This is a genomic window from Bradyrhizobium sp. UFLA06-06, assembly GCF_054820065.1.
In genome coordinates this window covers 99646-119610 of record NZ_JADFUD010000005.1, presented here as the reverse complement: position 1 = coordinate 119610, position 19965 = coordinate 99646, and the positions used below count along the sequence as shown (strand labels likewise).

The window sequence follows — 19965 nt, the reverse complement described above, 5'->3', positions numbered from 1 at the left end:
GAGACGACAGAAGCTTCCTGAGAAGGTTTGGATCGCATGAACGCAGGCCACCCGCAAAACGCCGATCAGATCGCATACTGGAACGGGCCGGGCGGTCAGCGCTGGGCCACACGGCAGGCCGCGCAGGATATCGTGCTGCAACCGGTGCTCGACCTCCTGATCGATCGCGCCGCGCCGAAGGCCGGCGAACGCGTCGTTGATGTCGGCTGTGGCAGCGGCGCCTCGAGCTTTGCGCTGGCGGCCAAGGTCGCGCCCGCTGGTCACGTGCTCGGCGTCGATGTCTCGGAGCCGATGCTGACGCGGGCGCGGCAGAGCGCGCCGCAGGGTTTGCCGGTCGAGTTCGCGCTGGCCGATGCGACCGTCTATCCGTTTGTCAGCGCGAGCTTTGATCTGTTGGCCTCGCGCTTTGGCGTGATGTTCTTTGCCGATCCCGTGGTGTCGTTCGCCAATCTGCACAAGGCGATGAAGCCGACGGGCCGTCTCGCCTTCGCCTGCTGGCAGGAGCCGCGCGAAAATCCGTTCTTCATGACGCCGCTTGCTGCCGTCTACAAGCACGTGCCGAAACTGCCACCGCTCGGGCCCGAGGATCCCGGCCCGTTCGCGTTCGCCTCCGAGGCGCGGGTGAAGCGGATCCTGGGCGAAGCCGGCTTCTCCGGCATTGCCATGGAGCCGTGCCGGGTTGAGCTCGATGTCGCGACCGGGCGCGGCATCGATGCCGCGATCCAGGGCGCGCTCGAGATCGGGCCGGCCAGCCGCGCGCTGGAAGGGCACCCCGATGAGGTGCGCGCTGCGGCGATCGCCTCGATGCGCGAGGCGCTGGCGCCGTTCGTCAAGGGCGATGCGGTGCTGCTGCCCGGCGCGATCTGGATCGTGACGGCGCGGGCCTGATCAGGCCTTCTCTTCCCAGATCATCGCCAGGTGCACGATGGTCTGCACGGCCTTCTCCATGTCCTGCCGGCTGACCCATTCGAGCCGCGAATGGAACGCGTGCTCGCCGGCGAAGATGTTCGGGCAGGGCAGTCCCATGAAGGACAGCCGCGAGCCATCGGTGCCGCCGCGGATCGAGGTCTTCACCGGCGTGAGGCCGGCGCGCTCGATCGCCTCGATCGCATAGGCCACGATCTGCGGGTGGCGATCGATCACATCCTTCATGTTGCGGTACTGCTGCTTGACCTCCATGCGGTAGGTCGAGCGCGGATAGCCCTTCATGACATCGTTCACGATGTCTTCCAGCAGCGCTTCCTTCTGCTTCAGGCCGGCCTCGGTGAAATCGCGCACGATGAAATCGATCCGCGCGTTCTCCAGCGCGCCCGAGATCGCGACCGGATGCAGGAAGCCTTCCTTGCCCTCGGTGGTCTCGGGCGAGCAGGTGTCTTTGGGCAAGCGATCGACGATCGCGGCGGCGATCTTGATGGCGTGCTCCATCTTGCCCTTGGCGAAGCCCGGATGGGTCGCGACACCTTCGATGATGATGCTGGCGCCGTCGGCCGAGAAAGTCTCGTCCTCGATATGGCCGGCGGTCTCGCCGTCCATGGTGTAGCCGAAATCGGCCCCCAGCTTCTTGATGTCGACCTTGTCGACGCCGCGGCCGATCTCCTCGTCCGGCGTGAACAGGATCTTGATGGTGCCGTGCTTGATCTGCGGATTGGTGACCAGGAAATGCGCGGCATCCATGATCTCGGCGAGGCCCGCCTTGTTGTCGGCGCCGAGCAGGGTAGTGCCGTCGGTGGTGATGATGTCGTTGCCGATCTGGTCGGCCAGCGCTTCGTGCTCGGCGGGGCGGATCACCTGCGAGGCATCGGCGGGAAGCACGATGTCGCCGCCGCGGTAGTTCTTCACGACCTGCGGCCTGACGTTCTTGCCGGTGCAGTCGGGGGAGGTGTCCATGTGCGAGCAGAAGCAGATCACCGGCACCGTCTTGTCGGTGTTGGCCGGGATCGTCGCATAGACGTATCCGTGCGGATCAAGATGTGCGTCGGATATTCCCATCGCCTGCAGCTCGGCGACCAGCAGGCGCCCGAGATTCTTCTGCTTCTCGGTGGAGGGGCAGGTCGGTGAATCCGGGTCGGACTGGGTATCGATCACGACATAGCGCAGGAAGCGCTCGGTGACGGTGTGCTTGAAGTCGAGAGCCGGTACCAGCATGAAAACCGCGCAAAAACAGGGAAAAGGAACAATGCGCTTTAGCGAAGTTGGTTCGCGCGAGCAAACCGCGTCAAGGCGAATTTCGAAGGACAATAACAGAAAAGCGCCACTCCGGGGCCGCGTCACGAGCCGGAATGGCGCTTTGCCTTAACGGAGAGAGAAGGCGCTAGACGGCTTCCTTCAGCTCCTTGGCGGCGCGGAAGGCGACCTTCTTGCTTGCCTTGATGTGGATCTGTTCGCCGGTCGCCGGGTTGCGGCCCATGCGGGCGGCGCGCTTGCGGACCTGCAGGATGCCGAGGCCGACGATCCTGATGCGCTCGCCCTTCTTGAGGTGCTTGGTGATCCTTGTGACCATGTCGGTCAGGATCGCCTCGGCCTGCTTCTTGGACAGCTCCTGCTCTTCGGCGATGGCCGCCGCCAAATGCTTCAGCGTGATCGTCGCCGGTGTCGCTGCTTTCTTCGCCATGTCTGGCCCTCCTCGTTGCTGAATGGCTGGATTGCTGCTTTCACGCGAATGGCGCGCCGTTCGCGTCGGGAAAGTGCGTCCGGACAAGTCCTGAAAACCGCCGGTTCCGGGAACGGGCAGCGCCGGGCCGGCCACAGGAAACCCAGACGTATCAGGCCTTATTTGATTCGGGGCTTCGCTGACTACGCCGTTTCCCCTGAAAACAGGCGACAACTCGCGCCGGCGCCGCGAAAATGCCGACGCTGTGCAGGGATCCGCAACGTCCTTGACTAACCGGATGCGGGCCTTTATGCCCTCGGTCCTGCGCGGATCAATCCGATGATCGGCATCCGCGGGAGTAGCTCAGTTGGTTAGAGCGCCGCCCTGTCACGGCGGAGGCCGCGGGTTCGAGTCCCGTCTCTCGCGCCATTCATTTCAATGACTTAGCAGCGTGTTGATCCGGAACCATCGGACCCTCTGGGCCGGTGCCGTAACGAGTTGCTTGCCCTCCTGTTCACTGCATCTGGCGAGTGTCGCGACAGCTCAGGACGCCGCGAGGCCGACGGCGCTGACCGGTTGAGCGGCCTGCTCGGGCCTGACGGATAATGCCGTGCGCCGTTCGGGCGTCAGCCACCACAGCAGGAACAGCAGCGCTAAGCCGTTCGACAGCAGGCCTGTCGTGAGCGGCACGTTCATGATCGCCTGAACTGCGATGCCGGACGAAACCGCAATGAAGCGCGGCGACAGGTGTTTTGAGACCATCGATCCCACCGACAGGATCAGGCCGCAGACAAGCGCCGACAGAGGGGCGAGCGCAAGACCGACCGACGCGATACCTTCGGTGGCGAGGAACGACGCATTGAAATTGCCATCCTGATAGATCGCTCCGAGCGTCGGGCCGAGCTCGCCGTACGGGCAGGCGGTCATGTATCGCACGACGGTGATCTGGCAGAACCGGGTGAGCTCGCGGTGCGCGAAGAAGTCGGCGTATTGATCGAGCGCGAGCGACGGGATCGCGACGAAGCGCAGATTGATGGCGCTGAACACGATGTAGTTCTTGTCGGCGACGAGAATGACGAAAGCCGAAAGGCCGATGATCATCGGGATCAGAAATGCGAGCACCGTGGCCAGCCGCGGCTCGAACCGGCCATACAGCCAGAACAGAAACGGCAGCCAGATCGGCAGCAGCAGCACGGTCTTGTTGTTGACGACGGGATAGAAGCAAAGCGCAAGCAGCAGCACGCCGGCTGCCGGCATCCATCGCCTGCACGATGCGAAATGCGCGAACAGGTAGGGCAGCACCGCGCCGATCATGATCCCGGTGAGATAGTTCAGCAGCGCCGGCCGCACGACGGCGGTGCGGGTTGCGCCATAGGGATTGCCAAGATTGGCCCCGTAGGAGATGTCGCCGACCAACACGGCGAAACACGACGCCACCAGCAGAACCGTGATGCGCTTGACGGCCGCATCGGACAAATCGGGCCGCCAAACCGGGATATTCTGCAGCATCAGAGGGATCATCGCGGCGGCCAGCGCGGCGATCATAGCCCAGCGGGCGATGGCGTGCGGATAATTGAATGCGCTGAAGAAGCTGAGCCAGACGAAGCCGAACACGGCTGACAGCAGCGAGAAGCCCACCAGATAACCGAAGCTGAACCGTGCCGCGACGAACGCCGGGACGAACGCGACCATGATGGCGGTGCCGAGGACAGCCTGCGGGGTGATGTCGGATCGCCAGACATGCATCGCCGGGAACGCGTGCCCGCAGGCGATCATCGAGACGACGCTGAGGACGAAGAACCCGGGGATCGTGACCCCGACAGCCAAGTCATCGCGCGTCAATGTCATCGGCCAGTCCGAATCCGAAAGCTGCCGGGCAGCTAGCCGGTCGGCCCTGGACGAAGCAAGTAAAGCAATATCTCGGTCTGTGTTGTTATGTTTCTGCTTGGCGATTCGTCACCGCGACGCCTTATTGAATTCACAGAACGGCAACACGTTGTCTTGATCAGGCAAAGAATGCGGCGACCGCGTTGAGGTCGGATTGTCCCGGCGCATCGCCGCGCAGATTGGCGTCGATCACGCGGCGGCAGGCGTCAACCGTGTGGGTGTCGCCCAATTCGTTGGCGGCCTCGAGGATCGACCAGACCGTGTCCAAGGGAACGTCGCTCTGCACGGTTGCCTTCGGGTCTGACAGCATCGACGGGGCCGCGGTTAGAATTCGAACAGGTCGCGGCCGTGCCGCGCCAGGTTGTGCAGGTCCGCCACCGTGCCGCGCACCGCGTTGCAGCGGCGGCATTCGATGATGGTGTCGCCGGATGCGTGCGCCGGATCGGCGACCTTGATCGCCAGGCTGCCGCAATCCGTGCAGATGATCTTGAAGCCGGTTGAAATTACTTGCTGCTGCAAATTCATTGTGGCCTGCGCCTCTGTTGACGCCGACCTTAACCGAACAACTTTTAAGACTGGGGTCGCGGAGCGGATTGCAATCGAGCGACCGCGTTAGGACGCGATTAAGACTTCGCTGCGGCCGCGCGGCCCTGCAGATGCAGCGTCGGCCTGCCGAGCCCGGCCGCGGCGGCGCGCACGGCATCGCGGGCATTGACGGTGATGATGCCGGCAGCGTGGGCCCAGACCGCGAGGTCGGAGGCGCTGTCGCCGGCGTAGATGAAGCCCCCGGGAAATGTCTTCCGCAACAGGTCGGCCTTGTTCGCGCCCTTGAGATTATGTTCGCCGTCGGAGGCGAGCACCTGCTCGATCCAGGGCAGACGCGACGCCAGCTTCTGTGCGAGCAGCGCGTCGGCCGCGGTTGCCAGCACGATGCGGCGGCCGGCCGCGTTCTCGCGCTCGGCCAATGCGACGACGTCCTGGTGCAGTTCGATCCGGCTCCAGTCGATGTGCTGGCGCTGTGCGAGCCGGCGCTTCAGCGCCGCGCGGCCGCGCGTCAGCCAAACGGCGCAAGACACGGCGATCAGCGGATTGCGGCGCAGGATCGAGAAGAAGCTCAGATAGAGCAGGTCGCCCGTGATCAGCGTGCCGTCGAGGTCGAGCACCAGCGGCAGCGATGCCGGGAGGCCGAGCAACGGGGGCGCCCCGTCGGTGCGGGAAGCATCCGGCGGCTTCGCAATGTTGTCGCCGGCGAGGCGAGGCTCAGTCATGCGCGGCGCTCAGCCGGGTTGCGACCTTGCACACGTCGATCGCGCGCGCCCCGGTCTCGGTGGTCCGGCAATCGCCGTAGCCGAACTTGCTCGCAAAGGCCACACACTCCTGGTCCGAGCTCGAGACGATCAGGACCAACAAAAAAGGCCGCCCGAGGGCGGCCGTCTTGCCTGTGGAAGCCAGCAGAAATCTTTAGCGAACCGTCGAGGTGCCCGAGGAGGTGATCGCCACCGGTTTGCCGGCCTTGACGACCTGCGTGGACTGGGCGGTCTGGGTGAAATCCGCGTTGTTCCGGGCCGAGATGCCGAGCGCCGCAATCCCGATCGCCGCAACAAGGGCAACCACCACAATCTTGAGATGGGTCGCGCGGTCAGCTGAATGGATCGAGTGGTTCATGGTCGCCTCCGGGCGTCTGTGCGCCGTCTATGGCAGGTACTGGTAAGCCCCATCTGTTTCCGGATCGTTTCGTGAGTTCCGGGAAATGGTTTCGTGCCACGGGCGGATTGGTTTCACCGTGCCTTGCGTCACACTGGCGGCCGGCTAAAACTGGCCGCGAGCGTGGACATGCGCTTGGGAGAAAAACAATAATGATAACAATGAGAATGACCCGACGCCGGGTGCTGGGAACCGGTTCTGCTGCAGTTGCCGCCACGATGTTTGGTAAGCCGGCCCTTGCCGCCGCCGAGTTCGATCTCAAGCTCGGCGTCAACACTCCGGAAACCCATCCGCTAACAATGCGCCTGACTGAGGCCGCCAAGGCGGTCGGCGCGCAGTCGTCCGGCCGGGTCAACATCACGGTGTTCGCCAACAGCCAGCTCGGCGGCGATCCGGAGATGCTGTCGCAGGTCCGGGCCGGCGGGATCGAGCTGTTGGCGGCGCCCAGCATGACGCTGTCGACGCTGGTGCCGCTGTCGGGGCTGCCCAGCATCGGCTTCGCCTTCCAGTCCTACGACCAGGTCTGGGCGGCGATGGACGGCGGCGTCGGCGACCTCGTGCGCGAGGCGATCGCGAAGACCGGCGTCGTGCCGCTGAAGAAGGTCTGGGACAACGGCTTCCGCCAGATCACCTCGTCGTCGAGCCGGCAGCTCAACAGCGTCGACGATCTCAAGGGCTTCAAGATCCGCGTGCCGGTGACGGCATTGCTGACGTCGCTGTTCTCAGGGCTCGGCGCATTGCCGTCGAGCATCTCCTACAGCGAGCTCTATTCGGCGCTGCAGACCCACATCGTCGAAGGGCAGGAGAATCCGCTGGCGCAGGTCTCCACTGGAAAGCTCTACGAGGTGCAGAAATTCTGCGCGCTCTCGAACCATTGCTGGAGCGGCTACTGGATCCTCTGGAACCGCCGCGCGATGGCGGCCCTGCCGCCCGATCTGCTCGAGCTCATCAATGCCGCGTTCGACGCCGCGGCGGTGAAGGAGCGCGCCGATCTGGTCGAGATGGACCGCTCGCTGCAGGCCGAGCTGACCGAGAAGGGCATGACCTTCAACAAGCCTGATCCCGTGCAGTTCAGGGCCGCGTTGGTGAAGGCCGGCTTCTACACGCAGTGGCAGAAGACCTACGGCGCGGACGCCTGGGCGGCGCTGGAGAAGTATACGGGAAAGCTGACGTGAGCGCCGCCTGACACCACGCGCAGGCTCGGCTGAGACGGGCGCTAGCTCGCGCGCGCGATGTCGGCGCGGATCGCGCGCGCTGCCCAGACGAACAGCAGGGCACCGAGCGTCGTGGTGAGCGCGGCCGACAGCAGCGAGTAGCGAACCGCATCGACGCCGTAGGCGCCTTTCAGCGCGTCGTTGATCATGCCGACGGCGAGGGGGCCGACGCCCTGGCCGAAGCAGGTGGCGGTCAACAGCACGATCGCCGAGGCCAGCGCGCGCATGCTGGGTTTTGCCACCGTCTGCGCGATCGCGAAGATCGGGCCGAGATGGAAGCCGACCATGAACGAGGTCAGCGCCAGGGTCGCGACCATCAGCGTGAAGCTCTGCGTCAGCATGCACAACGCGAACACCGGGCCGGCGAGACCGGACATGATCGCGGGCGCCCACAGCTTCCAGCGGTCGTCGCGACGGCCGATCTGCGCCACCACGAGGCCGCCGACCAGCGTGCCCGCCATGCCGGCGAGACCCTTGAAGGTGCCGGCATAGGTGCCGATCTCGGCGCTGGTGAGGTGATGGATGCGTGCCAGAAACGGCGGGATCCACACCGCGGTGGCGTAGTTGGTGTAGGTCGTCAGACAAAAGCCGATCAGCACGATGACGAAGCTCGGCTGCGATACGAGGAAGCGCAATGTCGGCCCGATCGGCTCGGCCTTGAAGGTCTCGGCCATTGCGCCGCGCTTCGGTTCGGTGATCGTCAGCCACAGCACGGCGGCAAGCGCGATGCCGGGCAGGCCCGCGGTGAAGAACGCCATCCGCCAGCCATAGTGCTGGTTGACATAGCCGCCGATGAAATAGCCGAGGAAGACGCCGAGATAGGTGCCGATCGCGTAGATGCCGAGCGCGCGCGGTCGTTCGTTCTTGTCGAACAGATCGGCGATCATCGATTGTGAGGCCGGCGTTCCCGCTGACTCCCCGATGCCGACGCCGACCCGGGCCAATGCCAGCGTCGTGACGCTGGAGGCGAGGCCGCAGAGATAGGTCATCGCGCTCCAGAACGCGAAGGCGACCGCGACGATGTTGCGGCGGTTGAGGCGATCGGCCATCCGCGCGATCGGGATGCCGAGCAGCGAATAGAACAGCACGAAGCCGAACCCGGCGAGCAGTCCCATCGTGGTGTCGCTGAGCGTGAACTCCTTCTTGATCGGTTCGATCAGGACGTTGAAGATGGTGCGGTCGAGGAAGTTGAGGGCGTAGATGATCGTGAGCAAGGCGAGGACGTAGTAGCGGCGCGCCGACGGCGCGGCCGCAGCTTGGGTTGGCGCGGCCGCCTGCGGTGCGACATCGACCATGACTTCCTCCCCCGGATCTTCTTTATTGTTGCTGCTTGCGCGCGGGCCTTACGCCTCGCGGATGTAATTCCCTGCCTCGAATTCGACCGGCCTCGTGTCGGCGTCGAACGACACCCCGATCGGGTCGCGGCCGCTGGCCATGGCCTCGAGCTGGTCAGAGAGCATCCGGCGGATCATCAGGACGCCGCGGTCGCTCTGGCCAAAATGCTCTTCGGAATGGATCGTCACCGCTCCCTGGCCGACCTGGGCCTCATAGTCGCCGGGGAATTGCTGGTGCTCGGCCTCGGTCATGTCCCACCAGAACTTGCCGTTGAACTTCGAGCGCATCCGCCCGATATCGCCCGCGTTGTTGACCCGGCCGGCGACGTAGATGCGAAACGAGGTGTCGTCGATCGGCAAGGTCCAGCCGATCGATTCGACGCGCGCGAACTGCGCGACGCGCGGATTGGGCACGACGCGGAGCGTGGGGAGGGCGGCCTCGGTGACGCGATAGAACACCTTGCCGTCGTTCTGCCTGCGGATCGAACGCACCGCAACGCCGCGCGGCGACATCTCGAACTTCACCTCGGGCATCGAGGCCATCATGTTGGTGAACTGCGGCCCCGAGAACGAGCCGTGCAGCACCGGCACATGATAGGGGTCGGCGACGTTCTCGAAATGCTGCAGCCAGTTGCAGGGGATCACGGCAGGGCCGCCGCCGCCGATCGAGGAATCGTCGGCCTCGACGAACTCGCCGTCGTCCATGTTCTCCAGGCACTCGTAGCGCGGCAGCACCGGCCGTTTCTCGGCCGGCCCCATATAGGCGAAGATCAGGCCGTAGCGTTCCTGCACCGGATACCAGGGCTGGCGCACCTTGTCCTTGAACAGGCCGCCTTCGGGCTCGCAGGGTTGTTCGAGGCAGCGGCCCTCGGTGTCGAACTTCCAGCCGTGATAGCAGCAGCGGATGCCGTCTTCCTCGACCTTGCCGTAATAGAGTGTGGTGCCGCGGTGGCAGCAGCGCGCATGCAGCAGGCCGACCCGGCCATGCCGGTCGCGGAACAGGATCAGGTCTTCGCCAAGCGCGCGGACTTTTCTGGGGATATCGGTGGCGTCACCGGTGAGGCCGACCGGGTGCCAATACCGGCGCAGCAGCTCGCCCATCGGCGTGCCGCGGCCGACCGAGGTGAGCTCGGTCCGGGTGCTGGACGGCTTCATCGCATAGGCCGTGCCGAGATCGCGGTCCCGCTGGGTGATCGTCATGTTGTCCTCCCCGCCGCTGGTCTGGCGCCGGCGGCCGATCTATCGTTGACCAAGTCAACGATAGATCGATGACAATGTCAACGATCTCGTTGAGCTTGGCAGCGCGCGGCTTTGTTGGCAGAGGTTGGTGATGACCGAGAAGCTCAGGACTGAGAGGGCCTTGCCGCCGGAGGCCGTTGTCGATTCCGAACTGGCGCCGATCACCGCGATGATGTCGTCGCGGCTGATGGTGCTGGCGAACCTGCTCAGGCGCGGCGCGATGCTGCGCTACAAGCGCCTGACCGGCCTATCCTCGGTCGAGTTCGGCCTGGTCGCCTCGCTCGGCCGGCGGCCGCCGATGAGTGTGGTGCGGCTCGCCGAGGCCGTCGGCATGGACAAGGGGCAGATCAGCCGGGCGCTCGCCGAGCTCGTGGCGCGCAAGCTGGTGGCGAAGGCGGCCAATCCGCGCGACAACCGGGAGACTTTGGTCTCTCTTACCAAGGCCGGCCTGGCCGCCCATGATGCCATCGTGGCCGGCGCGCAGGAGCGAAACCGGCGTCTGCTGGAACAGCTTGCGCCGGGGGATCTCGAGCTGCTGCTCGGACACATCGATCGGCTCACCCTGACCGCCGCCGAGATGCTCGCTGCCGAACGGGGGCTGGGCTGATATGGGGAGAGCGCAGGGCACAGGATGGCCGTCGCGGCGTTGCCCATGGAGGCAAGCGCATCCGCCTGATGAGGCCAAGAGCCCGCGGGAAGGACGGTAAAAGCGTCAAAATAGCTTGTCTTGCGCCCCCTGTTGCGCTGCGCTAAAGCCTCAAGAACAATTCCAATCAACGAATCTGCGGCACGTCCGAAACCGCAGCAAGAAGGCCTCGCCGATGACCGGCATCCTGCAGAATTATCTCCCACTTGTGGTCTTTATCGGAGTTGCGAGCCTGATCGGTCTGGCGCTCCTGATCGCACCGTTCCTGGTCGCGTTCCAATCGCCGGACCCGGAAAAGCTGTCCGCCTATGAATGCGGATTCAACGCTTTTGACGACGCCCGCATGAAGTTCGACGTCCGCTTCTATCTGGTGGCGATCCTCTTCATCATCTTCGACCTCGAAGTGGCGTTCCTGTTCCCCTGGGCCGTGGCGTTCGGAAAGCTCGGCGCCACCGGGTTCTGGTCGATGATGGTGTTCCTGGCCGTGCTGACGGTCGGGTTTGCGTATGAATGGAAGAAAGGCGCGCTCGAATGGGATTGAGCCCCACCGCCGCAACCTCCCAGCCGGCGATTGCCAAATCTGAGATCGCCATGGCTCCGAAGGGGATTCTTGATCCGTCGACCGGCAAGCCGGTCGGCGCCAATGATCCGTTTTTCCTCGAGGTCAATCACGAGCTGTCCGACAAGGGCTTCTTCGTCGCCGCGGCCGATGACCTCATCACTTGGGCGCGCACCGGCTCCCTGATGTGGATGACCTTCGGTCTCGCCTGCTGTGCGGTCGAGATGATGCAGGTCTCGATGCCGCGCTATGACGTCGAACGCTTCGGCTTCGCACCGCGCGCCTCGCCGCGGCAGTCCGATGTGATGATCGTTGCGGGCACCCTGACCAACAAGATGGCGCCCGCGCTGCGCAAGGTCTACGACCAGATGCCGGAGCCGCGCTACGTCATCTCGATGGGCTCCTGCGCCAATGGCGGCGGCTACTATCACTACTCCTATTCGGTGGTGCGTGGCTGCGATCGCATCGTGCCGATCGACATCTACGTGCCGGGCTGTCCGCCCACGGCGGAAGCGTTGCTCTACGGCGTGCTGCTGCTGCAGAAGAAGATCCGCCGTATCGGCACCATTGAACGCTAAGGTTTCAGGTATGGACGACGGCAAGCTCGACGCCCTTGGGCAGACGATCGTGAGCGCGCTTCCGGGCGCGGCCACGGCGCACTCGGTCGCGTTCAATCAACTCACTATCGACGTCGAGATTGGCAGAATCGTGGAGGTCGCACGTTTTCTGCGTGACGATCCCGGCTGCCGCTTCGTCAACGTCACCGACGTGACCGCAGTCGACTATCCGAGCCGCGAGAAGCGTTTCGATGTCGTCTACCATTTGCTGTCGCCGACGCTGAACGCGCGCATCCGTTTGCGCGGCCAGGCCGACGAGACCACGCAGGTGCCGTCGATTATCGGCGTCTTCCCCGGCGCCGACTGGTTCGAGCGCGAGACCTACGACCTCTATGGCGTGATCTTCACCGGTCATCCGGACATGCGCCGCCTGCTGACGGATTACGGCTTCGACGGCCATCCGCTGCGCAAGGATTTCCCGCTCACCGGCTTCGTCGAGGTCCGCTACGACGACCAGGAGAAGCGGGTGCTGTATGAGCCGGTCCGGCTCAACCAGGAATTCCGCAAGTTCGATTTCCTGTCTCCGTGGGAGGGGGCTGACTACCCCTTGCCGGGTGACGAAAAGGCGAAGGCGGAACCGAAGGCCTGATCATGAACGAACAGAATCTTCGCAATTTCACCATCAACTTTGGACCGCAGCATCCGGCGGCGCACGGCGTGCTGCGCCTCGTGCTGGAGCTCGATGGCGAAGTCGTCGAACGCGTCGATCCGCATATCGGCCTGCTTCACCGCGGCACCGAGAAGCTGATCGAACACAAGACCTATCTGCAGGCGATTCCGTATTTCGACCGGCTCGACTACGTCGCGCCGATGAACCAGGAGCATGCGTTCTGCCTCGCGGCCGAAAAGCTGCTCGGCATCACGGTGCCGCGCCGCGGCCAGCTGATCCGCGTGCTCTATTGCGAGATCGGCCGCATTCTCTCGCACCTGCTCAACGTCACCACGCAGGCGATGGACGTCGGCGCGCTGACCCCGCCGCTGTGGGGCTTCGAAGAGCGCGAGAAACTGATGGTGTTCTACGAGCGCGCCTCGGGCTCGCGCATGCACGCGGCGTTCTTCCGCGTCGGCGGCGTGCATCAGGACCTGCCGCCGAAGCTGATCGACGACATCGAGACGTGGTGCGATCCGTTCCTCAAGGTGGTCGACGACCTCGATCGGCTGCTCACCGGCAACCGCATCTTCAAGCAGCGCAACGTCGATATCGGCGTGGTGCCGCTGAAGGAAGCCTGGGAGTGGGGCTTCTCCGGCGTGATGGTGCGCGGCTCGGGCGCGGCCTGGGACCTGCGCAAGTCGCAGCCCTACGAGTGCTACGCCGAGATGGATTTCGACATTCCGATCGGCAAGAACGGCGACTGCTACGACCGCTATCTGATCCGCATGGAAGAGATGCGCCAGTCGGTGCGCATCATGAAGCAGTGCATCCTGAAGCTCAAAGCACCCGACGGGCAGGGCCCGGTGGTGGTCGAGGACAACAAGATCGCGCCGCCGCGCCGTGGTGAGATGAAGCGCTCGATGGAAGCGCTGATCCATCACTTCAAGCTCTACACCGAAGGCGTGCACGTGCCGGCCGGCGAAGTCTATGCCGCCGTCGAGGCGCCGAAGGGCGAGTTCGGCGTCTACCTCGTCGCCGACGGCACCAACAAGCCCTACAAGTGCAAGATCCGCGCGCCGGGCTTCGCCCATCTGCAGGCGATGGATCACATCTGCAGGGGCCATCTGCTGGCCGACGTTTCCGCCATCCTGGGCTCGCTGGACATCGTGTTCGGCGAGGTCGACCGGTGACGATGTTCGCATCCGCACCGCGCGCAATGAGAGTTTGATCGATGTCCGTCCGCCGCCTTGCCCCGAAGGAATTGCAGCCCGCGAGCTTCACGTTCACGGACGAGAATCTCGCCTGGGCCAAGAAGCAGATCGAGAAATATCCGCCCGGACGGCAGGCTTCGGCCGCGATCGCGATCCTGTGGCGCGTGCAGGAGCAGCATGAAGGCTGGGTCTCGGAAGCGGCGATCCGCGCCGTCGCCGACCTGCTCGAGATGCCGCATATCCGCATGCTGGAGATCGCGACCTTCTACACCATGTTCCAGCTCTCGCCGGTCGGCAAGAAGGCCCATGTGCAGGTGTGCGGCACCACGCCGTGCCGGCTGCGCGGCGCCGCCGACCTGATCGAGGTCTGCCAACATCGCATCCATCACGATCCCTTCCAGCTGTCGAAGGACGGCAACTTCTCCTGGGAAGAGGTCGAGTGCTTAGGGGCCTGCGTGAACGCGCCGATGGTGCTGATCTGGAAGGACACCTATGAGGACCTGACCAAGGAAAGCTTCGGCAAGGTGCTCGACGGCTTTGCCGCCGGCAATCCGCCGAAGCCGGGCCCGCAGGTCGACCGTCAGTTCTCGGCGCCCGCGGGCGGGCCGACGACGCTGAAGGAAACCACCTGATGCGGAGCTTTCAGGTGCTGGCAAACGGGCAGGGAAACAAGGCAGGAAGGGGCGCTGCGATGAAGGCCTGGCGCACGATCGCCCTGCATACCGTCGTCGCGGCGGGCTTCATGTTCCTGCTGCAACGCTACGGCCTGAGCGCCACGCTGGAATCCAGCCTGTTGTGGGCCATCGTGTTCGGCGGCTGCGCCGCCGGGCTCGCTTATTCGCAAGCCAATCGGTGATGTTCGGAAAGTTTTGAGCATGCTCGACGACAAGGACCGCATCTTCAAGAACCTCTACGGCCTGCATGATTGGGGCCTCGAGGGCGCGCGCCGCAGAGGCGCCTGGGATGGCACCAAAGGGATCATCGACAAGGGTCGCGACTGGATCATCAACGAGATGAAGGCGTCGGGCCTGCGCGGCCGCGGCGGCGCCGGCTTCCCGACCGGCATGAAGTGGTCCTTCATGCCGAAGGAATCCAAGGACGGCCGTCCGAGCTACCTCGTCGTCAACGCCGACGAGTCGGAGCCCGGCACCTGCAAGGACCGCGAGATCATGCGGCATGACCCGCACCTTTTGGTCGAGGGCTGCCTGCTCGCGAGCTTCGCGATGGGCGCACATGCCTGCTACGTCTATATCCGCGGCGAGTTCATCCGCGAGCGCGAGCGGCTGCAGGCGGCGATCGACCAGGCCTATGAGGCCAAGCTGGTCGGCAAGGACAACATCAACGGCTGGCCGTTCGACATCTATGTCGCGCACGGCGCCGGCGCCTATATCTGCGGCGAGGAGACCGCGCTGCTCGAAAGCCTCGAGGGCAAGAAGGGCCAGCCGCGGCTGAAGCCGCCGTTCCCGGCCAATGTCGGCCTCTATGGCTGCCCGACCACCGTCAACAACGTCGAGTCGATTGCGGTCGCGCCCGACATCCTGCGCCGCGGCGCCGCCTGGTTCGCCGGCATCGGCCGGCCGAACAATGTCGGCACCAAGCTGTTCTGCATCTCCGGCCATGTCGAGCGCCCCTGCAACGTCGAAGAGGCGATGGGGATTCCGTTCCGCGAGCTGATCGAGAAACATTGCGGCGGCATCCGCGGCGGCTGGGGCAATCTGAAGGCCGTGATCCCCGGCGGCTCGTCGGTGCGCATGGTGCCGGCCGAGCAGATCATCGACACGCCGATGGATTTCGACTCTTTGAGCAAGCTGCGCTCGGGCCTCGGCACCGCGGCGGTGATCGTGATGGACAAGTCGACCGACCTGATCCGGGCGATCGCGCGCATCTCCTATTTCTACAAGCATGAGAGCTGCGGCCAGTGCACGCCGTGCCGCGAGGGCACCGGCTGGATGTGGCGCGTCCTGACCCGGATGGCCGAGGGCCGCGCCCACAAGCGCGAGATCGACATGCTGCTCGAGGTCACCAAGCAGGTCGAGGGCCACACCATCTGCGCGCTCGGCGACGCCGCTGCCTGGCCGATCCAGGGCCTGATCGCGCATTTCCGTCACGAGATCGAAGAGCGCATCGACCAGTATTCGCACAAGGCCGATCTCGACGATCAGGGCGTGCGCGATCCCATGCACATGGTTGCTGCGGAGTAATGCTGGCGATGACGCAACAGGCCGTATGGTGGCAGAAATACGGGACGCTTGCGCAGATGGCGCAGGCGACCGTGGCGCTGCTCGGCTTTGTTGCAATCCTGCTGCAGATCAACGAAATCCGCACCTCGAACCGCGCCTCCAGCGCGCGTTCGGCGTTTCTCGGCTACACCGATCTCGCATTCCAGAATCCGAAATTCGCTCAGCCCGATTACGACGCCATCAAGGCCGGCGGCCGCGAAGAGCGATCGCAGTATGAGAGTTTTGTCTCGTACTTCCTCTATGCCTGCGAGGAGACTTTTGCCGCATTCGCGGACAAGCGCGAATGGCAGGCATCGTGTGACTACGACCTGAAGCCGCATCTGCCGTTCCTCTGCGAGAAGAACCAGGCGCAGCCTGCCTATCTCGCGACCTACGGCGCCGACACCCAGCAATGGGTGAAGACCTCATTGAAAACCGCGAGCGTCGCACCGCCCGACTGCAAGCTCGGAAAGACTTGAGACAGACATGAGCAAGATCATCGTCGATGGCAAAGAGATCGATGTGCCGCCGGAGTACACGCTGCTGCAGGCATGCGAGGCGGCCGGCGCAGAGATTCCGCGCTTCTGCTATCACGAGCGGCTGTCGATCGCCGGCAATTGCCGGATGTGCCTGGTCGAGGTGAAGGGCGGCCCGAAGCCGGTGGCGAGCTGCGCCTGGGCCGTGCGCGACTGCCGTCCGGGCCCGAAGGGCGAGCCGCCGGAGATTTCGACCCGTTCGCCGATGGTGAAGAAGGCACGCGAAGGCGTGATGGAGTTCCTGCTGATCAACCATCCGCTGGACTGCCCGATCTGCGACCAGGGCGGCGAGTGCGATCTGCAGGACCAGGCGATGGGCTACGGCGTCGACACCAGCCGTTTCGCCGAGAACAAGCGCGCGGTCGAGGACAAGTATCTCGGCGCGCTGGTCAAGACTTCGATGAACCGCTGCATCCAGTGCACGCGCTGCGTCCGCTTCTCGGCCGAAGTCTGCGGCGCGCCGGAAATGGGCGCGACCGGCCGCGGCGAGGACATGGAGATCACCACCTATCTGGAGCAGGCGCTGAGCTCGGAGCTGCAGGGCAACCTCGTCGACATCTGCCCGGTCGGCGCTCTGACCTCGAAGCCCTACGCCTTCGCGGCGCGGCCCTGGGAGCTCGGCAAGACCCAGTCGGTCGACGTCATGGACGGCGTGGGATCTGCGATCCGCGTCGACACCCGCGGCCGCGAGGTGATGCGCATCCTGCCGCGCATCAATGAGGCGGTGAACGAGGAGTGGATCTCCGACAAGACCCGCCACGTCGTCGACGGCCTGCGCACCCAGCGGCTCGACCGGCCCTATGTGCGCGAGAACGGCCAGCTCCGGCCGGCGACCTGGCAGGAAGCCTTCGCCGCGATCGCCGCCAGGGCCGGCCGCAGCGACGGCAAGCGGATCGGCGCGATCGCCGGCGATCTCGCCGCGGTCGACGAAATGTATGCGCTGAAGGAACTGCTCGCGAAGTTCGGCTCGGTCAATCTCGCCGTGCAGGGCGGCGATGCGTTCGACGCCAAGGCCGGCCGCGGCTCGTACATCTTCAATCCGACCATCGCCGGGATCGACCAGGCCGACGCGATCCTGATCGTCGGCTCGCATCCGCGCAAGGAAGCCGCGGTGCTGAACGCGCGGATCCGCAAGCGCTGGCGCACCGGCGGGCTCAAGGTCGGCATGATCGGCGCCAAGGCCGATTTCACCTATGACCACGACTATCTCGGCGCTGGCACCGATACGCTGGCCGATCTCGTGGCGGGCAAGCACTCCTTTGCCGACGTCTTGAAGAAGGCCCAGCACCCGATCATCCTGGTCGGCGCCGGCGCCTATACCAGGCATGACGGCGCGGCCGTGCTGGCGCAGGCCGCCAAGCTCGCGGTCGACGTCGGCGCGCTGAAGGACGGCTGGAACGGCTTTGCCGTGCTGCAGGATACCGCCTCCCGCGCCGGCGCGCTCGATATCGGCTTCTCGCCGGCGGCGGGCGGGCTGACCTCGGCGCAGATGACGACCTTCGGCACGCTCGACGTGCTGTTCCTGCTCGGCGCCGACGAGATCAAGGTGCCGGACGGCACCTTCGTCGTCTATATCGGCACCCATGGCGACCAGGGCGCGCATCGCGCCGACGTCATCCTGCCGGGCGCGGCCTATACCGAGAAGTCCGGCATCTACGTCAACACCGAGGGCCGGGCGCAGATCGCCAACCGGGCCGCGTTCCCGCCGGGCGAGGCCCGCGAGGACTGGGCGATCATCCGCGCGCTGTCCGACGTGCTCGGCAAGAAGCTGCCGTTCGACTCGCTGCAGGCGCTGCGGCAGGCGATGTTCAAGGCCTATCCGCATCTGATGCGGCTCGACCAGATCGAGGCCGGCAGGGCCGACGACGTCAAGGCGCTGGCCGGCAAGGGCGGCAGCGCCGACAAGGCGGCATTCAAGCCGACCGTCGAGGATTTTTATCTGACCAACCCGATCGCGCGGGCCTCTGCCGTGATGGCGGAATGTTCGCGGCTGGCGTCGGGCCGAATGCTGACGGCAGCGGAGTGAGCGTGACCTGATGGCTGAATTCTTCGCAAGCTCGTTCTGGACCGGCTTCCTCTGGCCGCTGATCATCATGGTCGCGGAGAGCCTGTTGCTGCTTGTCGTGCTCCTGATCGCGATCGCCTACATCCTGCTCGCCGACCGCAAGATCTGGGCGGCGGTGCAGATCCGCCGCGGCCCCAACGTGGTCGGCCCGTTCGGATTGCTGCAATCCTTCGCCGACCTCCTGAAATTCGTGCTGAAGGAGCCGGTGATTCCGTCCGGCTCCAACAAGGGCGTGTTCCTGCTGGCGCCGCTGGTCTCGTGCGTGCTGGCGCTGGCCGCCTGGGCCGTGATCCCGTTCGATCTCGGCTGGGTGATCTCCGACATCAATGTCGGCGTTCTCTACATCTTCGCGATCTCGTCGCTGTCGATCTACGGCATCATTATGGCCGGCTGGTCGTCGAACTCGAAATACCCGTTCCTGGCCGCGCTGCGCTCGGCGGCGCAGATGGTGTCCTACGAGGTCTCGATCGGCTTCGTCATCATCACCGTGCTGCTCTGCGTCGGCTCGCTGAACCTGTCGGCGGTGGTCGAGGCGCAGAATACCCGCGGGCTTGCGCACCTGATCGGCCTGCCGCAGCTCACCATCCTGAACTGGTACGTGTGGCCGCTGTTCCCGATGTTCGTGGTGTTCTACGTCTCGGCGCTGGCGGAAACCAACCGTCCGCCGTTCGACCTGGTCGAAGCCGAATCCGAACTGGTCGCCGGCTTCATGACCGAATACGGCTCGACGCCGTATCTTTTGTTCATGCTCGGCGAGTATGTCGCGATCACCACGATGTGCGCGCTGGCGTCGATCCTGTTCCTGGGCGGCTGGCTGCCGCCGGTCAACCTGCCGCCGTTCACCTGGATTCCGGGCATCGTCTGGTTCGCCCTGAAGGTGTTCTTCATGTTCTTCATGTTCGCGATGGCGAAGGCGATCGTGCCGCGCTACCGCTACGATCAACTGATGCGGCTCGGCTGGAAGGTGTTCCTGCCGCTGTCGCTGGCGATGGTGGTGATCGTGGCCGGCGTGCTGCAGTTCGCCGGCATCGCGCCGAAGTGAGGCCGTCATGAGTGTCAATGTCAACGCAACAGCCCGCTCCCTTCTGCTGTCGGAATTCGTCTCGGCGTTCTTCCTCGCGATGCGTTATTTCTTCCAGCCGAAGCCGACGCTGAACTATCCCTTCGAGAAGGGCCCGATCTCGCCGCGCTTCCGCGGCGAGCACGCGCTGCGCCGCTATCCGAACGGCGAGGAGCGCTGCATCGCCTGCAAGCTGTGCGAGGCGATCTGCCCGGCGCAGGCGATCACGATCGAGGCCGGCCCGCGCCGCAACGACGGCACCCGCCGCACGGTGCGTTACGACATCGACATGGTGAAGTGCATCTATTGCGGCCTGTGCCAGGAGGCATGCCCGGTGGACGCCATCGTCGAGGGACCGAATTTCGAATTCGCGACCGAGACCCGCGAGGAACTGTACTATGACAAGGCCAAGCTACTCGCCAATGGCGACCGCTGGGAGCGCGAGATCGCGAAGTCGATCGCGCTCGACGCGCCGTACCGGTGAGGTGAGGG

24 protein-coding genes and 1 tRNA gene are annotated in these 19965 nt (G+C 64.8%); 15 read left to right on the top strand and 10 right to left on the bottom strand.

Going from position 1 to position 19965, the window contains the following annotated elements:
• Window positions 1-36: 36 nt before the first annotated feature.
• On the top strand, window positions 37-888 hold the full coding sequence (locus IF803_RS06150; protein ID WP_461191598.1) for a class I SAM-dependent methyltransferase: 852 nt from the start codon (window positions 37-39) through the stop codon (window positions 886-888).
• Here the strand turns inward: IF803_RS06150 and pepT are convergent, their stop codons facing one another.
• Window positions 889-2145, bottom strand: a complete 1257-nt coding sequence (gene pepT, locus IF803_RS06145) for a peptidase T (RefSeq protein WP_461191597.1) — start codon at window positions 2143-2145, stop codon at window positions 889-891.
• Window positions 2146-2311: 166 nt separating this feature from the next.
• Window positions 2312-2635 carry an HU family DNA-binding protein gene (locus tag IF803_RS06140; protein ID WP_259171327.1) on the bottom strand — a complete coding sequence of 108 codons (324 nt, stop codon included), beginning with the start codon at window positions 2633-2635 and terminating at the stop codon, window positions 2312-2314.
• Between the two features lie 307 nt (window positions 2636-2942).
• On the opposite strand from IF803_RS06140, the gene IF803_RS06135 reads away from it, so the two are divergent.
• A tRNA-Asp gene (locus IF803_RS06135) sits at window positions 2943-3019 on the top strand.
• Window positions 3020-3133: 114 nt separating this feature from the next.
• On the opposite strand, the gene IF803_RS06130 is transcribed toward IF803_RS06135, so the two are convergent.
• The 6 genes from IF803_RS06130 to IF803_RS06105 form a co-directional block, all read right to left on the bottom strand.
• The gene (locus tag IF803_RS06130) at window positions 3134-4438 is read right to left on the bottom strand and encodes a hypothetical protein (protein WP_461191596.1); all 1305 of its coding nucleotides are present in this window, start codon (window positions 4436-4438) and stop codon (window positions 3134-3136) included.
• A gap of 157 nt (window positions 4439-4595) precedes the next feature.
• On the bottom strand, window positions 4596-4787 hold the full coding sequence (locus tag IF803_RS06125; protein ID WP_028340141.1) for a hypothetical protein: 192 nt from the start codon (window positions 4785-4787) through the stop codon (window positions 4596-4598).
• Window positions 4788-4801: 14 nt separating this feature from the next.
• The gene (locus IF803_RS06120) at window positions 4802-5002 is read right to left on the bottom strand and encodes a hypothetical protein (RefSeq protein ID WP_209945024.1); all 201 of its coding nucleotides are present in this window, start codon (window positions 5000-5002) and stop codon (window positions 4802-4804) included.
• Window positions 5003-5100: 98 nt separating this feature from the next.
• On the bottom strand, window positions 5101-5745 hold the full coding sequence (locus IF803_RS06115; RefSeq protein ID WP_461191595.1) for a haloacid dehalogenase-like hydrolase: 645 nt from the start codon (window positions 5743-5745) through the stop codon (window positions 5101-5103).
• Complete coding sequence (locus IF803_RS06110; protein WP_461191594.1) at window positions 5738-5887, bottom strand: hypothetical protein; 150 nt, start codon at window positions 5885-5887, stop codon at window positions 5738-5740. Before IF803_RS06110 ends, IF803_RS06115 begins: the two co-directional genes overlap by 8 nt.
• A gap of 51 nt (window positions 5888-5938) precedes the next feature.
• Window positions 5939-6142 carry a hypothetical protein gene (locus IF803_RS06105; protein ID WP_411781704.1) on the bottom strand — a complete coding sequence of 68 codons (204 nt, stop codon included), beginning with the start codon at window positions 6140-6142 and terminating at the stop codon, window positions 5939-5941.
• Window positions 6143-6342: 200 nt separating this feature from the next.
• Here IF803_RS06105 and IF803_RS06100 point away from each other — a divergent pair, with 200 nt between their 5' ends.
• Complete coding sequence (locus IF803_RS06100) at window positions 6343-7356, top strand: TRAP transporter substrate-binding protein (protein WP_461191593.1); 1014 nt, start codon at window positions 6343-6345, stop codon at window positions 7354-7356.
• Between the two features lie 41 nt (window positions 7357-7397).
• On the opposite strand, the gene IF803_RS06095 is transcribed toward IF803_RS06100, so the two are convergent.
• On the bottom strand, window positions 7398-8690 hold the full coding sequence (locus tag IF803_RS06095) for a spinster family MFS transporter (RefSeq protein ID WP_461191592.1): 1293 nt from the start codon (window positions 8688-8690) through the stop codon (window positions 7398-7400).
• Window positions 8691-8738: 48 nt separating this feature from the next.
• Window positions 8739-9929, bottom strand: a complete 1191-nt coding sequence (locus IF803_RS06090; protein ID WP_461191591.1) for a Rieske 2Fe-2S domain-containing protein — start codon at window positions 9927-9929, stop codon at window positions 8739-8741.
• Between the two features lie 130 nt (window positions 9930-10059).
• Here IF803_RS06090 and IF803_RS06085 point away from each other — a divergent pair, with 130 nt between their 5' ends.
• The 12 genes from IF803_RS06085 (at window position 10060) to nuoI (ending at window position 19957) form a co-directional block, all read left to right on the top strand.
• Window positions 10060-10575 (top strand): MarR family winged helix-turn-helix transcriptional regulator, encoded by a 516-nt coding sequence (locus tag IF803_RS06085; protein WP_050384956.1) that lies wholly within the window; start codon window positions 10060-10062, stop codon window positions 10573-10575.
• Between the two features lie 214 nt (window positions 10576-10789).
• Complete coding sequence (locus IF803_RS06080) at window positions 10790-11155, top strand: NADH-quinone oxidoreductase subunit A (protein WP_018271860.1); 366 nt, start codon at window positions 10790-10792, stop codon at window positions 11153-11155.
• A 50-nt stretch (window positions 11156-11205) separates the two neighbouring features.
• Window positions 11206-11751, top strand: a complete 546-nt coding sequence (locus IF803_RS06075) for a NuoB/complex I 20 kDa subunit family protein (RefSeq protein WP_018271859.1) — start codon at window positions 11206-11208, stop codon at window positions 11749-11751.
• A 10-nt stretch (window positions 11752-11761) separates the two neighbouring features.
• Window positions 11762-12379: an NADH-quinone oxidoreductase subunit C gene (locus IF803_RS06070; protein WP_411781707.1), complete on the top strand. Its 618-nt coding sequence runs from the start codon at window positions 11762-11764 to the stop codon at window positions 12377-12379.
• A gap of 2 nt (window positions 12380-12381) precedes the next feature.
• The gene (locus tag IF803_RS06065; protein ID WP_461191590.1) at window positions 12382-13572 is read left to right on the top strand and encodes an NADH-quinone oxidoreductase subunit D; all 1191 of its coding nucleotides are present in this window, start codon (window positions 12382-12384) and stop codon (window positions 13570-13572) included.
• Window positions 13573-13613: 41 nt separating this feature from the next.
• Window positions 13614-14225: an NADH-quinone oxidoreductase subunit NuoE gene (nuoE, locus tag IF803_RS06060; protein WP_461191589.1), complete on the top strand. Its 612-nt coding sequence runs from the start codon at window positions 13614-13616 to the stop codon at window positions 14223-14225.
• Window positions 14225-14449 (top strand): hypothetical protein, encoded by a 225-nt coding sequence (locus IF803_RS06055; RefSeq protein WP_461191588.1) that lies wholly within the window; start codon window positions 14225-14227, stop codon window positions 14447-14449. Before nuoE ends, IF803_RS06055 begins: the two co-directional genes overlap by 1 nt.
• 19 nt (window positions 14450-14468) lie before the next feature.
• The gene (nuoF, locus tag IF803_RS06050) at window positions 14469-15794 is read left to right on the top strand and encodes an NADH-quinone oxidoreductase subunit NuoF (protein WP_069276819.1); all 1326 of its coding nucleotides are present in this window, start codon (window positions 14469-14471) and stop codon (window positions 15792-15794) included.
• A gap of 8 nt (window positions 15795-15802) precedes the next feature.
• On the top strand, window positions 15803-16291 hold the full coding sequence (locus tag IF803_RS06045; RefSeq protein WP_461191587.1) for a hypothetical protein: 489 nt from the start codon (window positions 15803-15805) through the stop codon (window positions 16289-16291).
• A gap of 7 nt (window positions 16292-16298) precedes the next feature.
• A complete protein-coding gene (gene nuoG, locus IF803_RS06040) occupies window positions 16299-18374 on the top strand; it encodes an NADH-quinone oxidoreductase subunit NuoG (protein ID WP_461191586.1) in 2076 nt (691 codons plus the stop codon).
• Between the two features lie 10 nt (window positions 18375-18384).
• On the top strand, window positions 18385-19455 hold the full coding sequence (gene nuoH, locus IF803_RS06035; protein WP_028340126.1) for an NADH-quinone oxidoreductase subunit NuoH: 1071 nt from the start codon (window positions 18385-18387) through the stop codon (window positions 19453-19455).
• A gap of 7 nt (window positions 19456-19462) precedes the next feature.
• Window positions 19463-19957 (top strand): NADH-quinone oxidoreductase subunit NuoI, encoded by a 495-nt coding sequence (gene nuoI / locus IF803_RS06030; RefSeq protein WP_018271854.1) that lies wholly within the window; start codon window positions 19463-19465, stop codon window positions 19955-19957.
• Window positions 19958-19965 lie beyond the last annotated feature (8 nt).

Bases quoted from the DNA above. Each gene is read 5' to 3' on its own strand.
- IF803_RS06150 (WP_461191598.1), top strand. From the start codon at position 37: ATGAACGCAGGCCACCCGCAAAACGCCGATCAGATCGCATACTGGAAC.
- pepT (WP_461191597.1), bottom strand. From the start codon at position 2,145: ATGCTGGTACCGGCTCTCGACTTCAAGCACACCGTCACCGAGCGCTTC.
- IF803_RS06130 (WP_461191596.1), bottom strand. From the start codon at position 4,438: ATGACATTGACGCGCGATGACTTGGCTGTCGGGGTCACGATCCCCGGG.
- IF803_RS06125 (WP_028340141.1), bottom strand. From the start codon at position 4,787: ATGCTGTCAGACCCGAAGGCAACCGTGCAGAGCGACGTTCCCTTGGAC.
- IF803_RS06120 (WP_209945024.1), bottom strand. From the start codon at position 5,002: ATGAATTTGCAGCAGCAAGTAATTTCAACCGGCTTCAAGATCATCTGC.
- IF803_RS06115 (WP_461191595.1), bottom strand. From the start codon at position 5,745: ATGACTGAGCCTCGCCTCGCCGGCGACAACATTGCGAAGCCGCCGGAT.
- IF803_RS06105 (WP_411781704.1), bottom strand. From the start codon at position 6,142: ATGAACCACTCGATCCATTCAGCTGACCGCGCGACCCATCTCAAGATT.
- IF803_RS06100 (WP_461191593.1), top strand. From the start codon at position 6,343: ATGAGAATGACCCGACGCCGGGTGCTGGGAACCGGTTCTGCTGCAGTT.
- IF803_RS06095 (WP_461191592.1), bottom strand. From the start codon at position 8,690: ATGGTCGATGTCGCACCGCAGGCGGCCGCGCCAACCCAAGCTGCGGCC.
- IF803_RS06090 (WP_461191591.1), bottom strand. From the start codon at position 9,929: ATGACGATCACCCAGCGGGACCGCGATCTCGGCACGGCCTATGCGATG.
- IF803_RS06085 (WP_050384956.1), top strand. From the start codon at position 10,060: ATGACCGAGAAGCTCAGGACTGAGAGGGCCTTGCCGCCGGAGGCCGTT.
- IF803_RS06080 (WP_018271860.1), top strand. From the start codon at position 10,790: ATGACCGGCATCCTGCAGAATTATCTCCCACTTGTGGTCTTTATCGGA.
- IF803_RS06075 (WP_018271859.1), top strand. From the start codon at position 11,206: ATGGCTCCGAAGGGGATTCTTGATCCGTCGACCGGCAAGCCGGTCGGC.
- IF803_RS06070 (WP_411781707.1), top strand. From the start codon at position 11,762: ATGGACGACGGCAAGCTCGACGCCCTTGGGCAGACGATCGTGAGCGCG.
- IF803_RS06065 (WP_461191590.1), top strand. From the start codon at position 12,382: ATGAACGAACAGAATCTTCGCAATTTCACCATCAACTTTGGACCGCAG.
- nuoE (WP_461191589.1), top strand. From the start codon at position 13,614: ATGTCCGTCCGCCGCCTTGCCCCGAAGGAATTGCAGCCCGCGAGCTTC.
- IF803_RS06055 (WP_461191588.1), top strand. From the start codon at position 14,225: ATGCGGAGCTTTCAGGTGCTGGCAAACGGGCAGGGAAACAAGGCAGGA.
- nuoF (WP_069276819.1), top strand. From the start codon at position 14,469: ATGCTCGACGACAAGGACCGCATCTTCAAGAACCTCTACGGCCTGCAT.
- IF803_RS06045 (WP_461191587.1), top strand. From the start codon at position 15,803: ATGACGCAACAGGCCGTATGGTGGCAGAAATACGGGACGCTTGCGCAG.
- nuoG (WP_461191586.1), top strand. From the start codon at position 16,299: ATGAGCAAGATCATCGTCGATGGCAAAGAGATCGATGTGCCGCCGGAG.
- nuoH (WP_028340126.1), top strand. From the start codon at position 18,385: ATGGCTGAATTCTTCGCAAGCTCGTTCTGGACCGGCTTCCTCTGGCCG.
- nuoI (WP_018271854.1), top strand. From the start codon at position 19,463: ATGAGTGTCAATGTCAACGCAACAGCCCGCTCCCTTCTGCTGTCGGAA.